The following is a 24706-nucleotide window of genomic DNA, read 5'->3' on the forward strand; positions in this document are numbered from 1 at the left end:
GAACTACACCGCTTCCTGCTTTCTCATGATATATGAAGAGAGTACCATGAACACGACCACGTATGCAGCTAATATTCCGATGCCGCCCCAGTCGACCGAGCCGCCGGCAAGCATGTTCCACGCGCCTTGGCCGAGCCGGTACGTCGGCAGCGCCTTGGCGATATCCTGCATCGTCGCCGACATCGTCGTGATCGGCATCCACAAGCCCCCGAGCACCGACATCCCCATATACACGATCATGCTGATGACCTGCACCGCATCCGGGTTGCGCATCGAGCCGAACAGCGTGCCGAGCGCCATGAACGACATGCCGCCGATCCAGATCCAAGCGCCGCAGGAGAGCCAAGTCGACACCGGCAGGTCGATATGCTTGCCGAAGCCGCCGATCACGAACATCATGACGATGATGAACAGGTTGATGAGCGCCTGCGCGCCGATCTTGGAGACAATGTACGCCCAGGAAGGCAGCGGCGTAATCTTTAGAAGCCGGATCCAGCCCTGGGAGCGCTCGCGCGCCAGCCGCATGCTGAAGGTCGTGAAGCTCGCGCCGATAATGCCGTAGCAGGTCATCGACATTAGGTAGTAAGAGTTGAAGTTCACGCCGTCGATCGTCTGCTCGCCCATCGTGCTGGAGAACAGGAAGAAGAAAATCACCGGCATGATGACCGAGAAAATCACGAACCGCCGATTGCGGACCGTCCGCAGCAATTCCGCCTTGCACTGGGCGACCGTCGCCCGAAGCATCGTTTGATTCATTTGTATTCATCCCCTTATAAGTGGTGGTATATGCGATTCATCGGTTTGGCTTGAATCGGCTTAATTGGCTTGTTGAACGAGCGCTTGGAACGCGTCTTCCAGCCCGCCGCTGTGGATCTCGATATCGCGCATGTCGAACTTGCCTTCGACGAGCGCCTTGATCAGCCGGTCGGTATCGGTGCTGAACACCTTCACCTTGCGTCCGCTCCACTCCACGTCCGTAACGCCCGGCAGCGCGAGCAGCGCCTCCGTCTTGACCGTCGGCCCCGCGACGAACGAGATGACGCGTCCGGTCGTTTCCGATTTGATCTCGCCCGGCGTGCCGTCGGCGATGATCTTGCCGTTGTTGATCACGACGATGCGGTCCGCGACGCCGTCCGCTTCGTCGAGGTAGTGCGTCGTGAGCACGATCGTCCGGCCTTTGCCCGCCATCGCGCGCACCGTATCCCAGAACAGCTGGCGGGAGGTGACGTCCATGCCGACCGTCGGCTCGTCGAGGAAGATCACTTCTGGATCGCCCGCCAGCGCCAGCGCGAAGCCGAGGCGGCGCTGCTGGCCGCCGGAGAGCGAGGAAGCCATCTTATCCTTCTCGGCCTCCAGGTTGGAGACTTTGAGCAAGTACGCGAGCGGGAGCGGCTTCTCGTAATAGCTGCGGAACAGGTTGATGCTCTCTGCGACCTTGAGGCCGTCGATGACGCTAACGTCCTGCAGCATCGCGCCGATCCGGTCGCGAACGCGGGTGTCGCCCGGGTCGCCGCCGAGCAGCTTCACCGTTCCCTTGGTCGGCTTGTGCAGGCCGAGAATCATCGACACCGTCGTCGTCTTGCCCGCGCCGTTCGGACCGAGCAGGGCTACGACCGTGCCTTCCGCGATCGAGAGCGTCAAGTTGTCGACGGCCTTCTTGTCCTTGTAAATCTTGCTTACGCCGTTAAGCTGAATCGCTGCTTTCATGCATCGTTCACTCCTTGTCGTCTTTCTGATGTCCTCATTGTACCCCGCGGTATGGTCGGCTCGGTATGCATGAATGTAATGCGTTTCGCATGACAAATGTCATCTGCTTGCCTGCGCAACCGCAACTTGACGGATTACATTCATAAGTGTATAATCAATAATTGTATCAAGTGTAACCTCTGGTTTTTTCCTCGGATTGATCGTGATTTACCCTCCAAAATCACCAACAGTTAATTTTCCTTTTAAACACGGCTGCTTGAAGGAACACGGATTCACACTGGCGCGGTCGAGGAACCGCAAGGACGTTAGAGAGGTTAGGGCTTTCGTTGCTTTCGTGCATGATTTAGTTATGAAAGTAGGAAGACATTGGCGGTTACGCTTACCATACAGGGCAGTGCTGCAGGACTATCGGCGCTATGCCCCGCAAACGCAAAAACAGACCCCCGCTTCGGGACGAAGCGGGGGTCGTCCAATTTCCGGGGACTTATTGCAGGACGGCCGTCGGCGCTCTCCGCTCCAGGCTGATCCAGACCAAACCGGCCGCCATGAACGCCGTCCCGATCAGCTGCCAGCCGCTGACCGATTCGTCGAAGAACAGGTAACCGGCCGCGACCGCGGATGCCGGCACCACGTAGCGGAAGAAATTCGCCCGCGCGGCGCCGATCTTGAACATGCCGGCATTCCAGACGATGAACGCGAAGACCGTGCAGACGAAGACGTTGAAGAGGATGGCCGTGTATTCGCTGCCGCCCAGCGCGGACCACGAGACCTTGCCCCAGGACGGAAACGTCAACGGGAACATGAACACGACGCCGAACGCAGTGTACCAGGTGCTGACGCGCAGCGCGGAGTACTGCCGCATGAGCGGCATGCAGGCGAGATTAAACAGCGCGCCGACGATGCTGACGCCGAAAGCGAGCAGGTTGCCGATCATGTTCCCGGACGAAACGTCGAAGCCTTCCCCGCCGCCGAGGATGACGAAGCATACGCCGATGATCGCGGCGATGCCGCCGGTCACGAGCCGGGACGTGATCCGCTCGCGCAGGAAGAACGGGCCGAACAGCGCGGCGAAGATCGGCCAAGGCGCGACGTTCAGCAGCGACGCGTTCGCGAGCGTCGTGTACTTTATGGAATACATGACCGCGATCTCGAGTCCCGTGATCCCGACCAAGCCAAGCACCGCGAGCCGCAGCAGCGTCTTCGCGGGCATGCCGACGTTGCCCTCCTTCAGCTTCAGCAGCAAGAAGAAGAACGGCAGCGCCAGCGAGAAGCGCAGGAAGGCGAACAGCACCGGATCGAACGTCTCCATCCCTTTGCGCGATACCCCGAAATTCGCCCCCCAGATCGCGGCCACGGCCGCCAGCCCGATATAGTACGCCCATCTGCGCTCTTGTTTCATTATAGGTCCGGTCTCCGTTCCGTTTTTGGAATGATCTGACATCAGTGTGAGGGATTCCGCGCGGAAATACAATACAAAAAAAATCGGCCCCCTCGCGGGAGGCCGATCTTCTAGCGCAGACCGAAAAGCCGGGCTGCGGATCTGTCGGAAGGAGCGGGAACTGGACGAACCCGAGACCGTTCGGGCCTCGGTCCGCACGCTTTTTCGGGTAAACGAGCAGCCGGGCCGGCCGCTGTCCGGCCAACAAGGCCGGAACTACGGATTGCGCGGCGTCTGCGCCGACGAGGGCTTAAACAACGGCAGGGACCAGTCAAGCCATTCGATCTCTTCCCGGACCATGCGAACCTTCCGCTGATGGAGCAGGTAGCGGCCGAACTGCTTGGAGGCGATGTCCGTCACCGGGATCCCGGGTTCCTCTTCCATCAGCTTGATGCTCTCCTCCAAGCGGTACAGCCGGGCGACGAGCGCTTCGCGCCGTTCCAGGAACAGCTTGCGGCCCTCGTCGGGATCGACGAGGCCGATCGCGTAGATCTTGATGAGGAACTCGTCGCGCTCCGTGCTGTCGGTCGGCGGTTGTTCCTGGATCCACTTCCGGAGCGCGGCGATCCCCGAATCCGTGATGGTGTAAAGCTTCTTGTCCGGCTTGCCGGTCTGGCCGATCAGTTCGAACGTGACCAAGCCTTCCTTCTCCAGCTTCGCGAGGAGCGGGTATATCTGGCTGTGCTGCGCCTGCCAGAACAGCTTCAGCAGCTTCATGAGCTCATAACCCGAGCAGGGCTTCCGCGCGAGCATGCCGAGCAAGGCGTACGCTAAACCGATCATCGATGGGAATCCTCCTATGCATGCGCTCTTTTCTGAAAATCGTACCATAAATCGACCCGAAACGCATATTCATGCGGCAACGGCGGGCGTCGGGCATCATCGCCGGGTACCATGAAAGTTAGAACTCTGCCGCTTCGGCCGGCGGCGGTATGATGGAATTAACCCTTCATGCAGGAGTGATTCCCGTGATGTTGTCCGAAAATTCGTTGTCCGAAGCCGTCTTGCCTTGGTTGTGCCGCAAACTGACCTGCGCTGCCGTATCGACGGTCGTGGTCGCTTCTTGTTGGGCAGCCGTCTATAACGCCGGAGGCTCGGAATCGATCGCCGATTGGTTCGGCAAAGCCAGCGTGCTGCTGCTTTACGTCGCGCCCGTTTATTATCTCTACGGCGTGTCGGCTTCCATGGTTGCCGAATTCGCGTTGTTCGAGCTGCGAAAGTTCAAATGGGCGCACCGGGCCCTGTCCCTCTGCCTCCATGTCTGCTTCGGATGGCTGCTCCCCGCGATGTTGTTCGGCCTTCGTTCCGAAACGTTCGGCCGGATCGGCATGGCGTGCGCCGCCGCGTTCTTCCTCGTCGATATGGCCCTGTCGGCGCGCCGCAAGGATTTCGACGTCTCCCATGCTGTGCGCGCATTCATTTTCCTCCCGCTGCTGTTGTTTTTCGTCGCGATAATTGCCATTAACTTGTAATTCCCGCATTGCCTTGATTGCGCTTTCTTGCTAAGATTAAACTTAATTGAGGTTGGTGGCTTATGAAGCTAGCCGTCAGGCGATGCCGCGCGATACGGAACAGCGCTCCTGTCACCGGTTCCGCGGACAAACGAGGTGCATGGCATGAACAAAGCCGAAGCGGAATTCAGCAACCTGGTCAAAGCATACCGCAAACGGCATATGGGCAAAGGCCCCGGCCGCATAACGACGACCTTCTGCAAGCATTGGGCGATCTGCGAGATGGAAGGCAACCTGTCGCCGGTGGAGAAGTTCATCGCGACGGCGAGCGACGGCAAGCAGATGCTGCGCGAGGCGCGCACGCAGTGGGTGAAGGACATCTACCGCAACCATCCGCCGGTCGAGATGGAGGCGCTGCTCGGCGCGCGCTATTTGGAGCTGTACGTGGATATCGATATTGACAAGGACTTCGGCATGTCGATCTTCGTGTTCGATCAGGATATCGAGCGCAAATTCGGCGGCAGCCGATAACATACGGCGTGTTGGCGCTTGGCAGCGAACCTGCGAGAGACGAACCGCGTGCGAGACGATTTTTTCTTGGCTGATGAAACGCCGGCTTCCCATAGAGGGGCGCCGCGGCGGGGTTCATTCGAAAGAAAAAACCGGCTCGGCGCGGTTTTTCGTTTCTCTCGGCCGAATGCCGGGGTAACACGAATTCGAGGAGGTTCGTTCCAATGGGGAAAACGAAGCATACGGGACCGATCAAATTGCCCGGCCGGCCGGATCCCAAGCTGTGGGTCAGCAAAATGCCGTTCGGGATCGGCAGGGTGAAGCCGCATCATATCCGCGACACGCTGAAGGTGATGGCGGAGAACCGCGACAATCTGCCGTATGCCTACCGCATCCTGACGCAGGGCGTTTGCGACGGCTGCGCGCTCGGCGTGTCCGGCCTCTACGACCGAACGCTCGCCGGTCCGCATGTCTGCACGACGCGCCTGAATCTGCTGCGGCTGAACACGATGCCCGCCATCAAGCCCGCCGTGCTCCATGCCGATATCGACGAGCTGCGCCGGATGGACAGCGCGGCGCTGCGGAAGCTCGGCCGGCTGCCTTACCCGCTCATTCGGCGCAAGGGCGAGCGGCATTTCAGCCGGCTGTCGTGGGACGAGGCGCTGAACGCGATCGCGGCCCGAATCCGCGCCATCGACCCCAAGCAGCTGGCCTTCTACCTGACGGCGCGCGGCATCACGAACGAGTCGTATTACGCCGCGGCCAAGGTCGCCCGTTTCCTCGGCACGAACAATATCGACAACGCGTCGCGCATCTGCCACTCCCCGTCCAAGACCGCGCTCAAGCGGTCGGTCGGCATCGGCGCCTCGAGCTGCAACTACAAGGATTGGATCGGCACCGACGTGCTGGTCTTCTGGGGCAGCGTCGCCGCGAACAACCAGCCGGTTTCGACCAAATACATGTACGCGGCGAAGCGCAAGGGGACGCGGATCATCGTGATCAACCCTTACCGGGAGCCGGCGATGGACGGCTACTGGGTGCCCTCCATCGCGGAATCGGCGCTGTTCGGGACGAAGATTGCCGACGATTTCTATCAAGTCAACATCGGCGGGGATATCGCCTTCATGCAGGGCGTCATGAAGCATTGGTTCGACATGGAAGCGGAGCGGCCCGGCTCCGCGATCGACCATGCGTTCGTGCGCGATCATGTCAACGGCTACGACGCGCTGCGCGCGCATGCGCTGCGACAAGACTGGGCGCGGCTGGAGCGCTCCTCCGGCTTGACCCGCGCGCGGATGACCGAGTTCGCCGAGCTGCTGGCGGCGTCGAAGTCCGGCGTCTTCGTCTGGAGCATGGGACTGACGCAGCACCGCTTCGGCACCGACAACATCTCGCAGGTCGCCAACCTGGCGCTGCTGCGCGGCTTCCTCGGCCGCGAGCACTGCGGCCTCATGCCGATTCGCGGCCACAGCGGCGTGCAGGGCTCCGGCGAGATGGGCGCCGATCCGTTCAGCCTGCCGGGCGGCGAGTTCGCGGGCATGAACATTCCGCGCATGGAGAGCATCTGGGGCTTCCCGCTGCCGAAATGGCAGGGCGATATCGTCGGCGTGACCTTGGAGAACGCGATGCTGCCGGAGGACCACGAGCGGAAGCTGAAGCTGTTCTATACCTCCGGCGGCAATTTCCTGGAGACGATGCCGGATCCGGACTTCGTCCGCGCCTGCCTGGAGGCGGTCGATATCCGCGTCCATCAGGATATCGTCCTGAATACGTCGACGCTCGCCGACGCGCGGGAGGCGGTCATCGTCCTGCCGGCCATGACCCGCTACGAGCAGCCGGGCGGCGGCACGTCCACCTCGACGGAACGGATGGTATATTTCTCGCCGGAGATCGACGGTCCGCGCATCGGGGAAGCCCGCGCGGAATGGCAAATCTACTGCGATCTAGCGGAGCGGGTCTATCCGGAGCGCGCCAAATCGGTCGCCTTCAAGAGCGCACATGCCCTGCGCTCGGAAATCGCGCTCGCCGCGCCGAATTACGACGGCGTTCAGTTCCTGAAAAACCGGGGCGACGTGTTCCAATGGGGCGGCGCTTGGCTGTGCGAGGGCGGCGTCTGCCCGACGCGGGACGGCCGCGGCCAGCTGCTGCCGATCGAGCTGCCGGAGCTGCGCAAGCCGGAGGGGCATTTCTACGTCACCTCCCGCCGGGGGAAGCAGTTCAACTCCATGATCTACAGCAGCACCGATCCCTTCAACGCCGCCGACCGGTACGACGTGCTGATGCACCCGAACGACGGTGCCAAGCACGCCATCAAGGAAGGCGACGCCGTCGTGCTCTATAACGGCTCCGGCACGTTCCATGGCAGGGCCAAGTTCGCCTCCATCGCCGCCGGCAACCTGGAGCTGTACTGGCCGGAGTGCAATGCTTTGATGCCGAAGAAGGTCTACGAACCCCATGCCGGCATTCCGGAATACAATGCGGCGGTCGTGATGGAACGGGCGGACACTTTCCATGCGCTGAAGGATACCCGCTACGTGGAGAAACGCATCGCGGAGCTGGACCACGAGCTGGACGGGGACGAGGAGCCGCCGGCCGATTCAGGGAGGAGATGACGGCATGCTGCCCCATATGACGACGACCTGGGCGATCCGCAAATACGCGGACGGCGAAGCCTACGAACGGGAGGACGACATCGCGGCGGAATACCCGCTTACCTTGGAGCTTGACGGCGAGGAATTCGCCACGATCGTGTGTTCGCCGACGGATCTGACGGAGCTCGCCGTCGGCTTTCTCGCCTCCGAGGGGGTCATCCGCGAAGCGAAGGATTTGAAGGAACTGCGGATCGACGAGGAACGCGGCTACGTATATGTCGAGCTGCATCGGCCGCAATCGACGGGCAAGGACGATTACGCGAAGCGGTTCATCGGCTCGTGCTGCGGGAAGAGCCGGCAGTTTTATTTTCGCAGCGATGCCCGTACGGCCCGGACGTCGATGACCCGCATGACGGTGACGCCGGGGCAGTGCATGGCGCTCATGCGGCTGCTGCAGCACAGCTCCGCCGACTTCCGGATGACCGGCGGCGTGCACAACGCGGCGCTCTGCACCGCGGATGCGCTCATCGCGGTACGCACCGATATCGGCCGCCACAACGCGCTCGATAAGCTGTTCGGCTATGCCCTGCGGGAGCGGCTGCCCGTGGCCGACAAGATCATTGCCTTCAGCGGCCGCCTCTCCTCCGAGGTCGTGCTGAAAGCGGCCAAAATCGGCGTCGGCATCCTCCTCTCCAAGTCCGCGCCGACGGACCTCGCCCTGAAGCTGGCGGACGACCTCGCCATCACCTGCGCGGGCTTCATCCGCGGATACGAGATGAACGTGTATACGCACGGGCACCGGATAGCGGAGGAGGACAGCGAACCGCCGAACTGATGCTCCGCTCGTCGAGGCGCAAGCCGGCAAGCCGCCGAAATTGACGCGCGGCTCGCCAAGGCGCCGGCTCGGCAAGCCGCAACGACAAAACCCGTTCCGCGCGAATCCACGCGAGGAACGGGTCTTTTATTGCACATCGGTAACGGCGGGCAGCGGCCGGGTTTAGGCCACCGGCGTGCCGGATTTGGCGTCTTCGAGCAGCTTCTGGATATGCTTTTCGAATTTGAGCGGCTTGGTCGAAGGCGAGTAGCGCTTCGCGACGTTCCCTTCGGCGTCCACGAGAAACTTGGTGAAGTTCCATTTGATCCCCGAACCGATGAAGCCCGGCGCTTCTTTCTTGAGGTACTTGTACAGCGGATCCGCGTTCGCCCCGTTGACGTCGATCTTGCCGAGCAGCGGGAAGGTGACGCCGAAATTGATCTCGCAGGTTTCCTGCATCTCGCTGTTCGCGACCGGCTCCTGATCCATGAACTGGTTGCACGGAAAGCCGAGCACCGTCAAGCCTTGCTCCCGGTATTTCTCGTGCAGCTGTTGGAGCTCTTTAAACTGCGGGGCTAATCCGCATTTCGTCGCCGTATTGACGATGAGCAGAACCTGGCCGCGATAATCGGCCAACGATTTCTGTTCGCCTCGGGACGTTTGGACCGTGAAATCATAAACGCTCATCACGAATCACCTCATTTGGTTTTATACAATGTTATTTTAAACAATTTAAGTCGATTTGAAAAGCACGATTTTCGCCCCGCCTGCGGTTGCCGATGCGAAGGTCAAGCAAAAAAAGAGCGCCGCCCGCGAAAGGGCAGTGCTCGATGGCCGCGCTTTTGCAGCGCTTGGTTGCCGCGCTTATTTGGACTCTAGCTGCGCCGGCTCTTTAATCGCGATCAGCTTGCCGTTCGCCTGCACGATGATCACGTTGCCCGCCTTCAACGTCGGACCGAACACGCGCGCGCCCGTCCGCACCTGCAGCACCGGCTGCGCCGTGATCAGGTCCATCGCGACCAGCCTGCCGTCGGTCTGGGCGACGTACATGCCGTGGCCGATCAGGTCGAAGCGGGCGACGGGGTTCGATAACCCGGCGTTGTAGAACACGGGATATTTGTTCGCCAGCTTCACGCCGTAGATGCCGTCCCCGTCCGAATAAATCAGCCGCCCGTCGTAGGGACCGGCCGCGTACCGCAATCCGGCGCTCCCCTGCGCGGCGTAGCTGTCCGGCCGGGTCAAAGCCGGATCCGCGAACAGCGGGTACCGGTAAACGGTATTGCCGTACGCGATGTAGACATCATCCCCCTGCATCCATGCCTGGCCGGGACCGTAGAAGTCTACTTTCGCCGCATTCACGCCTTCGGGATTGTACACGCGCGTCTTCACGATCTTGCCCGTCGTCAAATCGATGGAATCCAGCGTCGTCAGCAGGACATGGTCGAAGATCGTCTGCTGCCGCTCGGCGAGCAGAATATCGCCGCGCGCGTCGATCGGCAGGCCTTCGTTCGGAAGTTCCCATGCCTGCTTGCCGGTCTTGCAGTCGTAGGCGTGGAGCACGTCGTAGCTGTAAGCGCCCGAAACGAACTGCGCCGCAAGCATGTACCCGCCGTGAAACATCAGCTCTCCGTAGAACTCGCCCTGCTTCCACAAGTAAGCGCCATCGGCGATGCGGAATGCCGTCACGTCGGCGCTTTGCACGTAAAGCCGGCCTTGATAGGCGTAAAGCTCGCGGGCATCCCGCACCGGCACCTTGGCTGCCCATAGCTTGCGCCCGGTCTTGGTCTCAGCCGCGATCGCCCTGCCGTCCTCCGACATCGCGAACACATGACCGCCGTCAACGAGCAGCGGCGCCTTCAGCTTCGACCCGATCGCCCATAGGACCTTGCCCGTGCTCGCCTGCACCGCCGTAAGCTTGCCGTTCTGCAGGAAAAACACCCGCTCCCCGTCCGTCGCGGCCACGCCTCCGCTCATCAAGTAATCGCCGGCCGGCTTATCCATCGCCAGCGACCAAAGCGCCGCCGCGTCCGGCACCTGGACCGGGCTGTCCGCGTTGCTCCCGATATACGACGTATGTCCGCCCCGGCCGTCGGCAAGAACCGTCGTCGCGCCGCCGAGCAGGGCAATCGCAAGGATGGCATATACCGCCTGTAGAAATCTCATGCCGACACCCCTAACTTTTGTTCGTTGCTAAGTAGACGGCAAGGATTCGCGAAAGGTTCCACGTCCGGCCCAATTCCCTGTATTTCCTGAATCTTGCATATATGCCTCCTCGATCCGGCCAACGGAAAACAGCCCTCCATGACCGGATAACGGCCGATTGACGGAGGGCTGGCGTCGTTTGCGCGCAGCTTGTTTCCCGAGAGACATGCCGGGTTATCCGGTCTTAAGGAAAGGCATGCATGCGAGCGTCGGCTCTCATTCCATCGCCCGCTGCCTGCCGGATCAGGCGGCGGCGAGCCTCAGCTCGCCGAGCTTGGCATCCCAAGTCGCATGGACGCCGAGCAGCTTCAACAACGCCGCCGGAATCATCGTGACGCCGGTGAAGCCCCGCACGATGGCGGGAAGCGCGACCTGCGCGCCGTTGACCTCGGCCAGGTTGTCGTCCGGATGCAGGATCGCCGCCGAACCTTTATACAGGATGGTCGTCTTGTAATCGCTCGAGAACGAGAAGCTGCCGCCAAGCTCCTGCAGGACCGCCTTCATCGGCACCGAAACGCTGCCGTTGTCGATGCGCGCCGGAAACGCCGAGACGAGCAGCTTGCCGTCCACGTAGACGTTGATCGGCGTCTGGATGAGCGCCGGGGCGTACATCATGCCGTCGCCGTGCGGGCGCAGGCTGCCCGTCTCGTTCCAATTATCGGCCCCCCAGCCCCATACCCGGCCTTTGGCGTCCAAGGCCAGGTTATGATAATAGCCCGACGCGATCGAGACGATGCCGGATAGTCCCTTGACCTGACCGGATTTGCCGGCAGGGCCATTGCCGATCGTCCACACGCCGCCTCCCTCGGTCAACAGAATGCCGTAGCCGCCGGCTTGGATCTCCTTCGCTTCGAGCTGCGGATACAGGCGCGACGGCTTGCCGGCTACGCTCGCGGTTCCCGGCTTCGATCCTTGATAACAGGCGTTCGTGCTCAGCTTCCATGTCCAAGCGCCGCCGCTGCGGTCCACGCCGTACATTTGCCCGTAGTTGGCGTAGGCCGAGATTTGTTTCATGGCCGGAATGCCCTTCAGCTTGAACGGCTGCACGAGCGTCACGCCGCCGTCCGGTTCGCGGTGCGCCCCCAGTCCCCAGACGCCGCCCGCATCGTCCAGCGCGAACGCCACATCCCCGCAGGAGATCAGATGGCTCCAATTATACGTTCCCGCGACGGGCACGACGGCTGCTTTGCCGGTCGCGGCGTCATGCGACCATGTCAGCAGCTTGCCGCTGCCCGTCAGCGCGACGCCCGCGCCGTTCAAGGCCGTCACGGCGGCGACATTCGCGAGTCCCGGCACCTGCGCCGGCAGCGCCGAATCGCGCGGCGAAGCCTTCAGTCCGGCAATGGAGCCCCATTCCCATACCGTGCCGTCCGATTTCAACCCGACGTTCATGCCGCCGCCGTTCGTCGCGATCGCCGCGATGCCCGCCAGATTCGGCAGCCGCACGGGCGCGGCGATGCTGGAGACCGCATTTTGTTGCAGCACGCCGATCTCCCCGAGCAAATTGCGGCCCCAAGCCCATACGGTGCCGTCTTTGCGCAAGGCAAGGGAATAGTAGCTGCCTGCCAGGATTTGTTTAAACGCGTTGCTTGCGACGGCCGGGGAGGCAGCCGCGGACGATACCGCCGGTGTCACGGCTGCCGCGGACGATGCCGAGGGGCTGACCGCGCCTCCGAACGGCAGCATGCCGACTGCTGCTGTCGCGATCAGCAACCTTTTGAACCGGTGATTCATATCGTAATCCCCCTTTCTTGGCTTGCGATTCGATGATCGGATACGCGGAACGGCAGTCCTAGTCAATCCCATAATACCCGTTCCTCTACGGCCTCATGCGCCGGGTACGCGTACGCTAGACGCTCGGCGGCGGAACGACCACGACGAAGCTGCCGATCGGCGCGAGGTCCGCGTGCGGGTAGGCATTCGGAGCATACAGCGTCACGACATACGTACCCGGGCCCTTGTTGGGCTTCAGCCGGTACGCGAATTTGCCGTCCTTCACGGGAACCGATACGATCCCGCTTTGGATCGTGCCGATGCGATACCCGACCTTAAGGGAATCGAACTTCAGCGCCGCAAAATCGGCCTCGCTCGTAATATCCACCGCATCGAACGTTTCCGCGTATGCGCCTGCCCAGGCTTTGCCGTTGCTCGAGGCCAACTTCACCTTCATGTCCACCCCCTCGAAGAATACAAGCCCGCTCGGGCGAAACGGGATCGTTTCCGGGCTGACGGTGCCTTCGACGGGGATGCCGGTTATGACGCGATTGGTCTGCATATCCCGCAGCACGAGCTCGTTATCGGCAGGCAGCAGCGGGATGCTGATTCGGTAATTCACGTATTTTAAGCCGTTATAGCCTTGCGGCGGCTTCGTATTCTCGTAACCGAAGGCCGTGTCGCCTTCAAGCTTCGAGTTGGCATACGTAAACGGCGGTCCCGCTACCGTGAATACCTTCACCGGCAAATCCGCCTTGCCGCCCGTTTGCAGCCGGTTAAAATTGACGGCCCATTTGCTCGCATGCACCGCGACGGCCTTGGAAGCCGCGTCGTAATCCACCGGCAGCCCGAACTGGTCCGTCATGAACCGAAGCGGCACCAGGGTCGTGCCGTCTTTCACGACGAGCTTGACGGTCGCCAGCTTTTCCTGCCCGCGGGTAACCGCGCCCGTCCGCAGATCCAGCTTCAGCTCGTTGTAATATCCGTTTTGCGATACGTAGACGGCGCCTTCCTGGCCGACATATTGAATCTGCCCGCCGATGACCGTCGCGATATCGCGCAAAGGCAGATAAACGGAGCCGTCGTATACGGCCGGCGCTTTGGAGAGGGCGACGAACGCATTCTCATACGGCTCGAACAGTTGTCCGCGGCCGACCTGCAGGTTCAGCTGAAGGTCCTTCGGCAGCAGCACGACGTCCGCGGATTGCAGCAGGTTCGCCACCGGCCGGAAGCTGGTCAGCATCGACGTAAAGTCGGCCAAGGAGCCGTAGCTGACGAAAGAATAATAGCTGCTGCCGTCGATCGTCCAGCTGGCGGAATAGACGGCCTTCCCGCCTGTTCCGGCAACCAGCACCGTGCCGGTCGCGCCGGCTATCGGCGCGCCGGGCTTGGCCATGGCGGCGAACTTCGCGGTCAACGCGGAAACCGCCGTGCCTGCGCCGGCAGTGCCGTCAGCCCAATACGCCCAACCGTCCGCACCGTGCAGTTGCTTGGCCGTCGCAGGCACGGCCAGCTTCGTTTCCGCGGCAGAACCGGCCTTCAAGCGGTAGAGGACCGAAGCCGGATCAACCGCGGCATCGCTTCCCGCCTTCGGCAGCGTGTCCGCCGGCTTCTGCGCGTCTGCCGTGCGGAAAGCCGTCACGGCGTAACCCGTCCCGCCCAGCTCGCTCTTCAATCCGTAATGCTGCCAACCGGAGTTCGGCAGGCGCGTCGGCAAGTAAGCCGTCACCGGACTGTTCGCAAGCAGGTTCATCGCCAAGTCATGCGTGAAATGCGAATAATACCCGAAGCCGGGGTCCAGCATCGGCGGAACCGCCGTGCCCGCGACGCCGTTCGCGGCGGAACTGCCCGTACTTGTGCCAGTGCCGTTCGCGGCGTAACCGCCCATGCTTGCATCGTTGCCATTAGCAGCGGTCCCGGCCACGCTTGTTCCGCTGCCGCTCGCGGTGAAACCAGACATGCTTGGCCTGTTGCCGTTCGCGGCGTAACCGCCCATGCTTGCTCCGCTGCCGTTCGCAGTTCCGACTGCTCCCGCCACGACCGTCCCTTGGCCCGAAGCCCCGTCTGCCAAAGCGGTTTTACCCTGCACGCTCGCCGCTCCGGTCGCCGCCAGCAAAGCCGCCGCAAGCAGCAGCATTTTGGATCGTTGTCGCCTCATCGTCAACCTCCCGAAATCGTTCGATCGCCGTTAGCCCATTCGATACGTTGACGCTTTCATGATTTCAAAAGTTGCATCCCAGGAAATGTAAATCGATAACGCAAAAAGCCCGCGCCGGTCCGCCTCAGCCTTCGCAGCAGCTGACGCAAGTACCGGCGCGGACTTCGCCGCTCCGCTTAGAATAAAGGATCCCGATCGAAATATTGGCTCATCATGAGCGCGTTGCCGTCGCAATCCCTGAACGTGAACGACGCATGGTCCCCATGGCGTTCCAGCGGATCCACCGCCACGCCGCGATCCGCGAGCATCCCGTGCGCCGCCGCGATATCCGGCGTATCGAACACGAACGTCGCGCGCCCGGCAGGCACGGCGGTGGCATCCTTGAACAGATGCATGACGTACTGACCGTCCAGCCCGAGCTCCACGAAGTCGTTCTTGCCGTAGCCCCGCAGCTCCAGGCCCAGCTTCTCGCAGTACCACGCGCTGGCATGGTCCAGATCCCGAACATAGTGCATCACGCCGATCAGGTCTTTCTTGATGAGCGGCTTCATGGGCAATCCCCCGCTTTCTTCGAAAAATCGCGAATGCGTACAAGGATCATTACCCGCTTCCGAGCAAAGTTACACGTGCTTCTCCGGACCCGGAACCGTGCCGTGCAGCAGCTTGACCGCTTTGGAAGTGCCGGCCTTCTGCTCTTCCAGTCCCTCGTACTCGACGCTCAGCCATCCCATATATCCGATGCCTTCCAGCCTGGAGACGATATCCTCCACGCCCGCATCGCCCTCCGTCGGCGCTACGCCGATATACGAAGCCTTGCCGCTGAGCGTGCGGTACGTGCCGGCCGCGCCTTCGGCCGCCAGCTTGAAATCCTTCGCGTGCACATGCGAGATGTACGGCGCCAGCTCTTGGAAAGACGGTCCCGGCTCCTGGTCCACGAGCAGGAAGTTCCCCATGTCGAAGGTGCTGCGAAGCGCCGGCGAGTCCACCTGCTGAATCAGCTCCAGCACCTGCTCGCTCCGGCCGGCGAACACCCCGTGATTTTCCAGGCAAAGAATGATGTCCCTGCTCTGCGCGTAAGCCGCCGCTTCCAGCAGTCCCTCCGCGATCCATACTTTGCCCTGCTCGTAACTGATCCCGTCCTTGGCGTCGCCCGCGAAGACCCGTACGACCCGCGCGCCCAGCAGCGCCGCCGCGTCGACCGATTGCTTGATGTCCGCGAGCGCAGCCGCGCGTTCCTCCGCCGAAGCCCGGGCAAAATCGTTGCACGCCCCGAAGCATGCCAGCTGCAGTCCCGTTCTGGCCAATGCCTCGCGAACGGCCGGCACGTCGGTCTCGGCATTCCAGAAGATGCTGAGCAGCTCGACGCCCTGCGCGCCGATGCCGGCCGCGTAATCGATGAAGTCCGCATTCGACCACGTGCCGTCCTGCAAATACTTATGGCAGCTCCATACGCTTACCGAAATTTTCATCGTCTCGTTCCGCCTCCCCGGCACCTTAGCGGTACCGTTTTATGAATTCCACCGCTTTGCGGATGTCCTGCTCCGGCCGATCGCCCACTTCGCGTTCGATCGTCAAATACCCTTCATAGCCGATCGACTGCAGCGCCTTGAAGTACGCGTCGAAATCAACGGCGCCTTCGCCGAGCGGCAGCTCCGCGAAATCCGGTCCTTCCGAGGCCATCTCGGCGATCCGCTCGTGCGACATCTTCTCGTAGCCGAGGAAGCCGTACACCTGGCGCGGATCCACGATGCGCAGCCGCCTGCCGTCCTTCACGTGCGTGTGCACGATGTAATCCTTCAGCATAATGACGCCTTGAACGGGGTCGTCGCCTGTGACCATGACCATGTTCGCCGGATCGAAATTAACCGAGACGCCGTTCGTGCCGAGCGTATCGAGGAAGCTTTTCAGATGCGCCGCCGGTTCCGGCCCCGTCTCGATCGCGAAGTAGGCGTTCATGCTCTTCGCGTACCGGCCCAGGTCGTCGCAAGCACTCTGCATGGCCGAATAGACGGCGCCGTTCCGGTCATCCGGCACGATGCCGATATGCGTCGTCACGATCGTCGTGCCGAGCTCCACCGCCAGATCCAGGATCCGCTTCGATTTCTCGATTTTGGCCGGGTTCGCGGCCGCGTCCTGGAAGCCGTGGCCGCCGAGATCGCCGCACAGCGCCGAGATTTCAAGCCCGAGCCCGCCGATGCGCTCGCGCAGCTCCCGCCGGGCCGCGGCGTCCATCAGCGCCGGGTCCATCTCGCCGGACACCGCGTAGATCTGCACACCTTCCGCGCCGGCATCCTTCGCTTTCAACAATCCTTCACGCACGCCGACGCCGAAGCTGTCCACGATCACGCCGATCTTGTTCCGTAACGGATTCGTCATCTCCATCAACCTTCCTCTATCTCCAAATTACCCGCGCGGCGCCGGATGAAACGGTTCGCGGCGTTCGCTGCCCGCCATCCCGGCCCGCGACGGTTTGCTTCCATTCAGCTTCAATCGAATCGAATCTCTTTGCCGAGCCCCGCCGATTCGTACACCGCGCTCAGCATGCGCGTCACTTCCAGCCCGTCTTCGACCGGACTGAGCGTCTCGCAGCGGCCGAAGCAGCTGTTCACGAAATGCGCGATTTCCCTGCCGAACGCTTCGTTCGCATCGAAGCTGGCATGGTCGATCTGCGGCGTCGCGTTTACGATCGTATCGTGCTTCTCCGACATGATGACGAGCGCGGGCTCGACCTCCGCGCCGCCTTTGTCGCCGAACAGCTTGATGTACAGCTCATCCTTCGCGGCATGCAGCGTGAAGCTGACGTCGACCATCAGCGAGGCGCCGTTCTCGAACCGGATGACCGCGTTCGCCGCGTCCTCGACGTCGTTGCGCGAGGCGTCGTAGTCCGCCGCCTTGTAGAACGACAGATTCTGGATATGCGCGCGGTTGCCGAGCTTCCGGTACGTGTTGCCGGTGACGGAGACCAGCTTCGGGCGGCCCATGAGGTACCAGCACAGGTCGATGATATGTACGCCCAGGTCGATCAACGGTCCGCCGCCGGAGCGGCTCGCGTCCGAGAACCAGCCGCCGGGATTGCCCAGCCGCCGCAGGCACGAGGCCTTGGCGTAATAGATCTCGCCCAGCTCGCCCGCGTCGATAAAGCGCTTCAGCACGTCGACGCTGCCGGCGTACCGGCGGACGAAGCCGACCTGCAGCACTTTGCCGGAACGCCGAACCGCTTCCTGCACCCGCTCCGCGTCCTCGACGGTTCTGCACATCGGCTTCTCGCACAGCACATGCTTGCCGGCTTCCAGCGCGGCGATGCTGATCTCGGCGTGGCTGTCGTTCCAGGTGCAGATGCTGACCGCATCGATGTCCGGATCGCGCAGCAGCTCGCGGTAATCCGCGTAAGCCCGCTCCGCGCCGTACTTGGCCGCCGCCGCCTCGGCGCGCCCTTTGTTCTGATCGCAAATCGCCGCGATCTCCGCGTCCGGACATTGCCGGTACGCCTCCAAATGCAAGCCCGATATCGACCCTGCGCCAATCACGCCCACGCGCAGTTTATTGCCCTCCGTCGCCACCATGAATTGCTCCCTTCCGTTCCGGCCGACCGCCGGATATAATTAGCTTGCATGACTATCGTAATTAAAACCTTCTTCTACCTTATCACGACGATTCCGCCGGGAGAATGTACATTATGCCAACCTACATGGACAATATGATCAGTCCGCTGCCCATGCGCCTGTACGATAACGTCATCGATGTCAAGAAGCTGCGCGTGCAGTCGCTCATCATCCGCAATGCCGGGCATTTGCCCGGCCGCATCCAACGCCGCGACGACGCGTCGTTCGGCTATTGGGCGTTCGTTTACATCGGCGCCGGGCGGGGCTACTATCAAGCGGGGAGCGGCGCGCGCCAGCCCGTGGAAGCCGGATCGATGTTCTGCCTGTATCCCGGCGAGGTATTCCAGTACGGACCCGAGGAAAGCGGCTTCTGGGACGAATATTACTTCACCCTGGAAGGGGAACGGGTCCAGGAGTGGCTCGCGAGCTGGTACGAGCAGCCGGAATCCGTCAAATTCGCCGGCACGGACGAGAGCTTTTTCGGCAAGATCGAGCTGATCTTCGGGCTGCTCGACAGCGCGGTGCCGGCGAACCTGGACCGTGCCGCCCTCGCGCTGGAGTCGCTGCTCTTCGATATGTCGCTGCGCTTCCGCGAGCCGGACACGAGCAGCCGCTCCATCTTCGTCCACCGGCTCCTCGACGACTTGGCCGGCACCGTCTACGGGAAGCCTAACGGCGGCGAGATCGCCGCGAGGCACCACATCTCCGTGCCGACGCTGCGGCGCATCGTCCATGAATACACCGGCTATCCGCTCGGCGAGTTCGTCCATCGCCTGAAAGTGGCCGAAGCGAAGAAGCTGCTGCTGAACACCGACAAAACGGTCATGGAGATCGCCGGGCTGCTGGGCTACTCCGATATGTTTTATTTTTCCCGGCTGTTCAAAAAATTCACGGACGCGGCTCCGACGACGTACCGCTCGCGGATGGGTTAGGCGGTTTGCCCCGCTATGCGGTTCCTCCAATAAACCGGAATGAAACATGCACCGCCCGGAGGCGATCGTACAATCCGGAAAGAGGATTGTTGCGATCGCTGCTCGGGCGGTGCATGTCATTTCGGCATTGATTTCGGGCTTTTATCCGGCCGATCGCGCAGGCACGAATTCATCCTCCGGCGTCCGACGGACCTGTCTTCGGATCGTTGGAGCCGATCCGGCTAATCCCGCTCCACCAGGTTGCGCTGCAAGTAATGCTCCAACGTATTGGCTATCTCGAACACGGTATGCGCGAGATCGTAGTTCTCGAAAGCATGTTCGCAGCTTGGCTGATACGCGATCGCCGCGGCGTACTGGTCCATTTTGAATTGGAGGATTGCCGGCTCGATGCCCGTGTCCTGTTGGCGCTGCTCCACCGTCTGCCGGTCGGCGTAGATGAACAGCCGGATGACTCTGTCGCCGTACTGCTGCTTCAGCAGCTGCGCGCCTTCGGGGTTGAGCACGAGGTAGATGCTTCCGCCTTCTCGCAGGCTTTGCTCGATATCCGCGCCTCGCAGTCCGTAACGGCTCTCGTTCATGCGGATGCTTTCGATAAAGTCGCCCGCGCGTTCGAACTGCTCGTAGAGCTCCGGGGTAATGAAGTGATAATCCTGTCCGTTTGCTTCGCCCGGCCGGGGCTTGCGCGTCGCGTACGAGATTACCTTGGCGATGCCGAGCGTGGCGCCGACGCTGTCCGCCACCGTCTTGCGTCCGGAGCCGTCCGGCCCCGTAAATACGAAAATCAGCCTGCGATCCGATCCTTCGTTCATCGTCTCAGCCTCCCTGAAATCGTTCTTTGGCGTGCCCGCCGACCTGCGCGTCTGAAGTACCCGGCAATTTTCGTTCGCTGTCAGCCTTGACTATATGTCGGGAATCGGCTATATTTTATAAAAACATATGTTCGCGGTTCACTTACGACGGAAGCACCCGTAAGCAAGGCATTCGATGCCTTTCTTGCGGGTTTTTTGCGTTCCGGGAGCGTTCCGCGGCGAAGGAGGAAGATTTACGTATGATAAAGTCTATGAGATTGCGCGCGTTTTCATCCATGCTGCTTGCACTGCTTGCCTTCACCCTGCTCGTCCCGGGCGCGGTCTCGGCCGCCTCGGTCTCGATCAGCCAGACCGCGCAGACCGCGCTGGCCAAGCATATCGCCGGGGCCCCCGCGGCCGTGAAGGACAAACTGAATGCCCAGTACCTCGGCCTGCAATCCTATCAGCGGCAGGAGAATACGCTGGACGACCAGTACAAGACGCTGCATGCGAGCAACGCCGCGGCGCTGGATGCCGTGAACAAACGCATCAAGCTGATCGACGCCGACAAGCTCAGCCGGCTGACCAATGAACTGAACGCGACGCGCGCGCGTTATCAACCGCTGCTCACGCTCTACACCTCGCTTAATAAGCAAATCGCCGACGCGCGGAAGCTGAAGCTGAAGGAGCTTGCCTCCATGCTGACCACGCAAGCGGAGTTGATGAAGCCGGCGACGCAGCTTGCGCGCGAGGATATCCGCGTCCGCGAGGCCGCGCTCAAGTCGGCCAAGGCCGCGACCGCCGCGACCGTCAAGGCGCTCAAGACGAGTCTCGCCGCCATCACCCCGCTGCATGCGCAGTCGAAGACCGCCCAGTCCGTCGTTTCCGGCGCGAAGAAGAGCCTTCCGGACGTCGTGAAGACGATGAATGCCTGCGTCAAAAGCGGTTCCCCTGACGGAACGCTTCAATCGCTTACGACGCTCGTTGCTTCATCCAAAGGCATCATCGACCAGAAAACGCGCATCGTCGGTTACGAAAATCAGATTACGGCCATCATTAACAAAGTGAACGCGCAAATCCCTTCCAAATCCTAAGCCGCTCCCCTCGGGCAATCCTCTGACATGTAGGCTTGAAGCCGCGAATACCTTATTAAAGGCGTTTTACAGCTTCGGTTGCAGAGGGGGAGAGAACGGTTATGCAGATTCATGTCGTGCAGTCAGGGCAGACGCTCTACCGGTTGTCGCAGGCTTACGGCGTTCCGATCGACGATATCGCGTCCGCCAATGAATTATCGCCCGAACAGACGCTGGTGATCGGACAGGCACTGGTTATTCCCATCGTCGGCCGCTATTATTACGTCGCTCCGGGAGATACGCTGGCCGCCATCGCCGCCGAATTCGGCACGACCGCGGGCAGGCTGGTTTCCGTCAACGACATCGGGCAAGGAACGCAGCCGCGCGTCGGGACAAGGCTCTATATCCCGCCGCTGCCGAAGCGGAAGGCTTACGTGAACGCGTACCTCGATTCGTTCGGCGCGCCGCCTTCCGCCGCGCTGACGGAATCCGCGCGGGAGGCCGCCCCGCATCTGACTTACTTGGCTCCGTCCAGCTTCCGCATTCAGCGCGACGGCAGCCTGCAGCCGCCTCCGCTTGGTGACCTCCCGGGCATCGCCGCGAAACAGCGCACCGCGATGATGCTGGCCGTCACCAACCTGGACGGAGATCAGTTCAGCGACGAGCTCGGGCATGTCCTGCTAAGCGACGACGCGTTGCAGGATACGTTGATCGCGAATATCGTCAGCACGGCGAAGGACTTGGATTTCCGCGACGTCCATTTCGACCTGGAGCATCTCTATCCGGAAGACCGCGAGCCCTACAACCGGTTCCTGCGAAAGGCCGTAATCCCCATTCATGCCGCCGGTCTCACGATGTCCACCGCGCTTGCTCCCAAGACCAGCGCAACCCAAGAAGGCGCATGGTATTCCGCGCACGACTATAAGGCGCATGGCGAAATTGCGGACTTCGTCGTTATCATGACTTACGAATGGGGCTACAGCGGGGGTCCGCCGATGCCGGTCTCGCCGATCGGCCCGGTCAGGACCGTGCTGGAATACGCGCTCACCGAGATGCCAGCCGGGAAAATCCTGATGGGCCAGAACTTATACGGCTATGACTGGACCCTGCCTTATGTTTCCGGCGGCCCGATTGCCAAGGCACTCAGTCCGCAGGCCGCCATTACGCTTGCGAGAACGCGGAATGCCGAGATTCTCTATGAGGCGACGGCTCAAGCGCCGTATTTTACGTACTGGGATGACAACGTCAAGGAACACCGGGTCTGGTTCGAGGACGCCCGTTCGATCCAAGCCAAATTCGATTTGCTGAAAGAATTGAAGCTGCGCGGCATCAGTTACTGGAAGCTCGGACTCAGCTTTCCGCAAAACTGGCTTCTGCTCGAGGACAACTTCGATACGGTGAAGCTTCTTTGAAGGCCTCCCGCGAATAGCGGCTTCGGGCTTCCTGATCATAGTCGCCGACTGAATACGAACCGCGGCAGTTACGGACAGACCATGTCCTGACTGCCTTTTTCTTCATGCACGTCATTCCGGTAGCTGTATCCGATGGATATGAACCCGTGGCTGCCGTGACAAAGTTAGATCAGTTCCGCGCTGTGCTCCTTCCTCTACGGTTAGGTTCGCGAGGTTGACAAAAGACTCGATTATTGTTAATCTTCGAATAGTTAATTAATTAACTGTTCATCTGCAGTCCCCGTTTACGCATGCAATCGCGGCATTTGCGGCAGAGGAGGTTTTATGATCGAGAAATGGAATCCTTTCGAACAACCCGCCATGACGGTCGACGTTTTTCTGACGCTGTATAAGACCAATCATCATCTGGTCCGGCAACTGGAGGAACGGCTGGCGAGCTTCGACCTGACGCTTGGCCGGTGGTGCCTGCTGGTAGCGCTCCGCTCCGGCGATACTCCGATGCTCCCATCCGAGCTCAGCGACGACCTTGCGGTGACGAGGGCGAATATCAGCAATTTATTGAACGCGTTGGAGAAAGCCGGCCGGATCGAGCGCGAATTCGATCCTACGAACAGAAGAAGAATTCTGGTTCGATTGACGCCCGAAGGCCACCGTCTCATTACCGACGTATGGCCGGTCTACGAACGGACGATCGCCGGAAACATCGGCGAGAAGCTTACCGTTCAAGAGCAGGAACAGCTAAAGGGACTGCTGAAAAAGTTATTTTAACCGTCTGCTCCATCGCCCTTCGATGAAAGGGCGGCATCTGAATTTTGATTAATTAATTAATTATTAGTTAGCTAATATAAACAATATATTTTCTCGAAGCAGAGATTAGTTCACACACCAAAAGGAGATGTTATACACACATGTATAAAGACAAGGTTGCGATTATCACGGGCGGCAGCGGCGGTATCGGATTGGCGGCGGCTCGATTGCTCGCCTCGAAAGGCGCGAAGGTGCTGATTACCGGACGCAGAACCGGCGTGCTGGATGAGATCGCCGCCAGCCATCCGAACATCGAAGGCTTCACGGCGGATGCCGCCGATCCGGAAGCGGCCGCCCGGACGGTCGCCGCGGCCATCGAGCGCTGGGGACGTCTCGATATCGTCGTCAACAATGCGGGCAGCGGCGCGATCCAGCCGCTCGCGACGGTGAACGCGCAGGCGATTAACGATATTTTCGCCGTGAATGTCGCGGGACCGACGCTGCTTGCCGCGGCCGCCCTGCCGCATCTGGAGAAAACCAAGGGCACGATCATCAACATCTCCAGCACCTTCGGAAGCAAAGCGGCCGCCGAGCTCTCGCTCTATTCGGCGAGCAAGGCGGCCGTGGAACAACTGACGCGGTGCTGGTCGCTCGAGCTCGCCCCGAAGGGCATTCGCGTGAACGCGATCGCCTCCGGACCGGTGGAGACGGAGTTCCTTCGCGATCGAATGAAGCTCTCCGACGAGCAGATCGCCGCGGTCAAGGAGCACGAGGTTCAATCCATCCCGCTCGGGCGCAGAGGAGTGCCGGACGACGTGGCGCGCTGGATCATGCACTTGGCCGATCCCGAGGCGGACTGGATCACGGGGCAAATCATCGCGGTCGACGGCGGGCTGACGATCGCCTGACGCCGTGTCGGCACCGGCGCGTAGCGATGCGCAATTGCCCGCCGCAGCAGGCTGCGTGATTTCGAGAAGCATAGCGCGTTTGTGCGATGTACAAGTGCCGCCGCAGAAGGCTGCGTGATTTCGAGAAGCAGAGCGCGTTTGTGCGATGTACAAGTGCCGCCGCAGCAGGCGAGTGATTTCGAGAAGCAGAGCGCGTTTGCGATGTACAATTGCCGTCGCAAAAGGCCGCGTGATTTCGAGAAGCAGCGCCGCGTTTGCGTTGTACAATTGCCGTCGCAAAAGGCCGCGTGATGCCGAGAAGCACAAGCGCGTTTGCGGTGCACGAGTGCCGCCGTATTAGGCCGCGATCGCGGCCGTAACGCATCCGCGGAACACGGGCGGCGAATATGGCTGGATAGCGCATGATCATTGAAGGAGCTGCCCCAAGGGGCGGCTCCTTTTTTTGGCGTCGACAGGCCGGGCTTTGACGATCGCCGCTTCATTCCAAGGCACCCCGGGCCGCCTCAGGTCGTAGTCGTTCCCCGCCTTAAGGCCAGACACCAAAACCGCCGCTGGACCGTTTCGGGAAGACGCCGCTCCCTTTACACTAAGGATATCGGTTGACACCATAACAAGGACGCTAACAGGCAGCAGAAATCGTAATCAAGCCATCCGCAAAGG

Annotated in this window: 22 protein-coding genes; 9 read left to right on the forward strand and 13 right to left on the reverse strand. The window is 61.2% G+C overall.

Annotation, left to right across the window (positions count from 1 at the left end):
* Window positions 1-3: 3 nt before the first annotated feature.
* The 4 genes from AC50YL_RS07210 to AC50YL_RS07225 all read right to left on the reverse strand — a co-directional run bounded on the left by AC50YL_RS07210 (window position 4) and on the right by AC50YL_RS07225 (window position 3928).
* The gene (locus tag AC50YL_RS07210; RefSeq protein ID WP_494830555.1) at window positions 4-756 is read right to left on the reverse strand and encodes an ABC transporter permease; all 753 of its coding nucleotides are present in this window, start codon (window positions 754-756) and stop codon (window positions 4-6) included.
* Between the two features lie 60 nt (window positions 757-816).
* On the reverse strand, window positions 817-1707 hold the full coding sequence (locus AC50YL_RS07215) for an ABC transporter ATP-binding protein (RefSeq protein ID WP_494830557.1): 891 nt from the start codon (window positions 1705-1707) through the stop codon (window positions 817-819).
* Window positions 1708-2191: 484 nt separating this feature from the next.
* The gene (locus AC50YL_RS07220) at window positions 2192-3106 is read right to left on the reverse strand and encodes a DMT family transporter (RefSeq protein ID WP_494830559.1); all 915 of its coding nucleotides are present in this window, start codon (window positions 3104-3106) and stop codon (window positions 2192-2194) included.
* A 255-nt stretch (window positions 3107-3361) separates the two neighbouring features.
* Window positions 3362-3928: a PadR family transcriptional regulator gene (locus AC50YL_RS07225; RefSeq protein WP_494830561.1), complete on the reverse strand. Its 567-nt coding sequence runs from the start codon at window positions 3926-3928 to the stop codon at window positions 3362-3364.
* A gap of 185 nt (window positions 3929-4113) precedes the next feature.
* Here AC50YL_RS07225 and AC50YL_RS07230 point away from each other — a divergent pair, with 185 nt between their 5' ends.
* From AC50YL_RS07230 to fdhD, 4 genes are all read left to right on the forward strand, one after another.
* Window positions 4114-4617 (forward strand): hypothetical protein, encoded by a 504-nt coding sequence (locus AC50YL_RS07230; protein ID WP_494830563.1) that lies wholly within the window; start codon window positions 4114-4116, stop codon window positions 4615-4617.
* A gap of 144 nt (window positions 4618-4761) precedes the next feature.
* Entirely contained in the window at window positions 4762-5127 is a 366-nt protein-coding gene (locus tag AC50YL_RS07235) for a Na-translocating system protein MpsC family protein (protein ID WP_494830564.1), read from the forward strand.
* A gap of 203 nt (window positions 5128-5330) precedes the next feature.
* Window positions 5331-7718, forward strand: coding sequence for an FdhF/YdeP family oxidoreductase (locus AC50YL_RS07240; RefSeq protein WP_494830566.1), 2388 nt, complete (start codon window positions 5331-5333; stop codon window positions 7716-7718).
* Between the two features lie 4 nt (window positions 7719-7722).
* Complete coding sequence (gene fdhD, locus AC50YL_RS07245) at window positions 7723-8532, forward strand: formate dehydrogenase accessory sulfurtransferase FdhD (RefSeq protein ID WP_494830567.1); 810 nt, start codon at window positions 7723-7725, stop codon at window positions 8530-8532.
* A gap of 162 nt (window positions 8533-8694) precedes the next feature.
* On the opposite strand, the gene AC50YL_RS07250 is transcribed toward fdhD, so the two are convergent.
* The 8 genes from AC50YL_RS07250 to AC50YL_RS07285 form a co-directional block, all read right to left on the reverse strand.
* On the reverse strand, window positions 8695-9198 hold the full coding sequence (locus AC50YL_RS07250; protein WP_494830569.1) for a glutathione peroxidase: 504 nt from the start codon (window positions 9196-9198) through the stop codon (window positions 8695-8697).
* Between the two features lie 177 nt (window positions 9199-9375).
* Window positions 9376-10674 (reverse strand): outer membrane protein assembly factor BamB family protein, encoded by a 1299-nt coding sequence (locus AC50YL_RS07255; RefSeq protein ID WP_494830571.1) that lies wholly within the window; start codon window positions 10672-10674, stop codon window positions 9376-9378.
* A 282-nt stretch (window positions 10675-10956) separates the two neighbouring features.
* Window positions 10957-12447, reverse strand: coding sequence for a stalk domain-containing protein (locus tag AC50YL_RS07260; protein ID WP_494830573.1), 1491 nt, complete (start codon window positions 12445-12447; stop codon window positions 10957-10959).
* A gap of 115 nt (window positions 12448-12562) precedes the next feature.
* Window positions 12563-14584 (reverse strand): stalk domain-containing protein, encoded by a 2022-nt coding sequence (locus tag AC50YL_RS07265; RefSeq protein WP_494830575.1) that lies wholly within the window; start codon window positions 14582-14584, stop codon window positions 12563-12565.
* Between the two features lie 176 nt (window positions 14585-14760).
* Window positions 14761-15135, reverse strand: coding sequence for a VOC family protein (locus AC50YL_RS07270; protein WP_494830577.1), 375 nt, complete (start codon window positions 15133-15135; stop codon window positions 14761-14763).
* 69 nt (window positions 15136-15204) lie between these two features.
* Entirely contained in the window at window positions 15205-16053 is an 849-nt protein-coding gene (locus tag AC50YL_RS07275; RefSeq protein ID WP_494830578.1) for a sugar phosphate isomerase/epimerase family protein, read from the reverse strand.
* Between the two features lie 25 nt (window positions 16054-16078).
* The gene (locus AC50YL_RS07280; RefSeq protein WP_494830580.1) at window positions 16079-16960 is read right to left on the reverse strand and encodes a sugar phosphate isomerase/epimerase family protein; all 882 of its coding nucleotides are present in this window, start codon (window positions 16958-16960) and stop codon (window positions 16079-16081) included.
* Between the two features lie 110 nt (window positions 16961-17070).
* On the reverse strand, window positions 17071-18147 hold the full coding sequence (locus tag AC50YL_RS07285; protein WP_494830582.1) for a Gfo/Idh/MocA family protein: 1077 nt from the start codon (window positions 18145-18147) through the stop codon (window positions 17071-17073).
* Between the two features lie 113 nt (window positions 18148-18260).
* Here AC50YL_RS07285 and AC50YL_RS07290 point away from each other — a divergent pair, with 113 nt between their 5' ends.
* A complete protein-coding gene (locus AC50YL_RS07290) occupies window positions 18261-19118 on the forward strand; it encodes a helix-turn-helix domain-containing protein (RefSeq protein ID WP_494830584.1) in 858 nt (285 codons plus the stop codon).
* A 221-nt stretch (window positions 19119-19339) separates the two neighbouring features.
* On the opposite strand, the gene AC50YL_RS07295 is transcribed toward AC50YL_RS07290, so the two are convergent.
* Window positions 19340-19927: a guanylate kinase gene (locus AC50YL_RS07295; RefSeq protein WP_494830586.1), complete on the reverse strand. Its 588-nt coding sequence runs from the start codon at window positions 19925-19927 to the stop codon at window positions 19340-19342.
* 239 nt (window positions 19928-20166) lie between these two features.
* Here AC50YL_RS07295 and AC50YL_RS07300 point away from each other — a divergent pair, with 239 nt between their 5' ends.
* The 4 genes from AC50YL_RS07300 (at window position 20167) to AC50YL_RS07315 (ending at window position 24046) form a co-directional block, all read left to right on the forward strand.
* Complete coding sequence (locus AC50YL_RS07300; protein ID WP_494830588.1) at window positions 20167-21000, forward strand: hypothetical protein; 834 nt, start codon at window positions 20167-20169, stop codon at window positions 20998-21000.
* Between the two features lie 101 nt (window positions 21001-21101).
* Complete coding sequence (locus AC50YL_RS07305) at window positions 21102-22391, forward strand: LysM peptidoglycan-binding domain-containing protein (protein WP_494830590.1); 1290 nt, start codon at window positions 21102-21104, stop codon at window positions 22389-22391.
* Window positions 22392-22715: 324 nt separating this feature from the next.
* A complete protein-coding gene (locus AC50YL_RS07310; protein WP_494830591.1) occupies window positions 22716-23159 on the forward strand; it encodes a MarR family winged helix-turn-helix transcriptional regulator in 444 nt (147 codons plus the stop codon).
* 140 nt (window positions 23160-23299) lie between these two features.
* Window positions 23300-24046 carry an SDR family NAD(P)-dependent oxidoreductase gene (locus AC50YL_RS07315; RefSeq protein WP_494830592.1) on the forward strand — a complete coding sequence of 249 codons (747 nt, stop codon included), beginning with the start codon at window positions 23300-23302 and terminating at the stop codon, window positions 24044-24046.
* Window positions 24047-24706: the final 660 nt, after the last annotated feature.

This window comes from Paenibacillus sp. J22P277 (genome assembly GCF_059383675.1).